1 protein-coding gene and 1 pseudogene are annotated in these 1,128 nt (G+C 66.7%); one reads left to right on the forward strand and one right to left on the reverse strand.

Annotated elements, in window-relative coordinates; all coding sequences use genetic code 11:
• Nucleotides 1-557: 557 nt before the first annotated feature.
• Nucleotides 558-728 carry a transposase gene (locus tag ABD369_RS40670; protein WP_344641673.1) on the reverse strand — a complete coding sequence of 57 codons (171 nt, stop codon included), beginning with the start codon at nt 726-728 and terminating at the stop codon, nt 558-560.
• Nucleotides 729-760: 32 nt separating this feature from the next.
• Between ABD369_RS40670 and ABD369_RS40675 the strand changes: the two are divergent.
• A pseudogene (locus ABD369_RS40675) lies at nt 761-925 on the forward strand (DnaB-like helicase C-terminal domain-containing protein); the annotation flags it as partial.
• Between the last annotated feature and the right edge of the window lie 203 nt (nt 926-1,128).

Below are 1,128 nucleotides of genomic sequence, written 5' to 3' on the forward strand. Positions count from 1 at the left end.
AAGACCCTGGGGTGGAGGACACCCGCCGAAGTCTTCAACGAGCAGCTACTGTTGATCCAACAGGACGGTGTTGTTGCAACGACGGGTTGAACCTGGGGAATACAGCAGCGAGGCCTACAACGACCTGTGCGATCGGCTCGGCGTCGTCCAGTCCATGGGGCGTGTCGGGTCGGCGCTGGACATCTGAAGATCGCGACCTGGATCACGGACTTCTACAACACCCGCCGTCGGCACAGCGTGGCCAACGACTCACCGCCCATGGAGTTCGAACGGATCATCAACAAGGCACGACCGAGGCCCATCAGGGGGCCAAGGCCGCACAGCGGAAGACTCCACGATTACAGGGGATTGACAGCTGCGGCGTCCGTGGTGTCCGTGCCGGTGCTGTTCACCGCCTGTGCCGGGCGGGGTCGCTAATGGTGGACGGCGGCCTCACCGTGCGCGGGACCGGGTGTACGGCCCTCGGGCGGCGGACCGGTCGGTTCCGGGGCCGGCTATGGTGGGGGTGGGGCGCCGCAGGCGGGTCAGGGTGGTCACGGCAAGTGTGACGAGGGCGGTCAGGCAGAGCCAGGCGAAGGTGTCGCCGATCCCGGCTGCACCCCTAGGTCCTGCGCGACCTCCGCGGCCGACTTCCCGGTCTCCGCCACGATCCGTACCGCCCCCGCGCGGAACTCCGCGTCGTACGAGCGCCTCTCCCCGCCATGACCCTCAACTTCCCCTCTGGTCACAACTCCACGCTACGAGGGGAATGTCATCCGGGATCATCCTGCTCCACCGACCCGACTACTACGAGAAGGAATCCCCCCGAGCCGGCGAAGCCGACGCCATCGTCGCCAAGAACCGCATGGGCAGCACCTTCACCGCCACCCTGGCGTTCCAGGGCCACTACTCCCGCTTCGTCGACATGACTCGCGACATGACCTGATCGTTGAACAGGTCCGAGAAAAGCCCTGAGTGCCCCTCAGGGCGCCTGAAGATCCCGCCCGCACCCGCAGGGCGGGCGGGACCGTGATTGCCCTGTGGACGACGATCTAGTGCCGTGACCGCATAGGTTCGCCGGGTTGCTTGATCAGGCGGCGAGGGCGGGTCTGCCGCCCCAGCGGATTCCTTTCTCGCTGCGGATGCGGG

Origin of the sequence: Kitasatospora cystarginea (assembly GCF_039533515.1) — a bacterium.
Taxonomy (GTDB): domain Bacteria; phylum Actinomycetota; class Actinomycetes; order Streptomycetales; family Streptomycetaceae; genus Kitasatospora; species Kitasatospora cystarginea.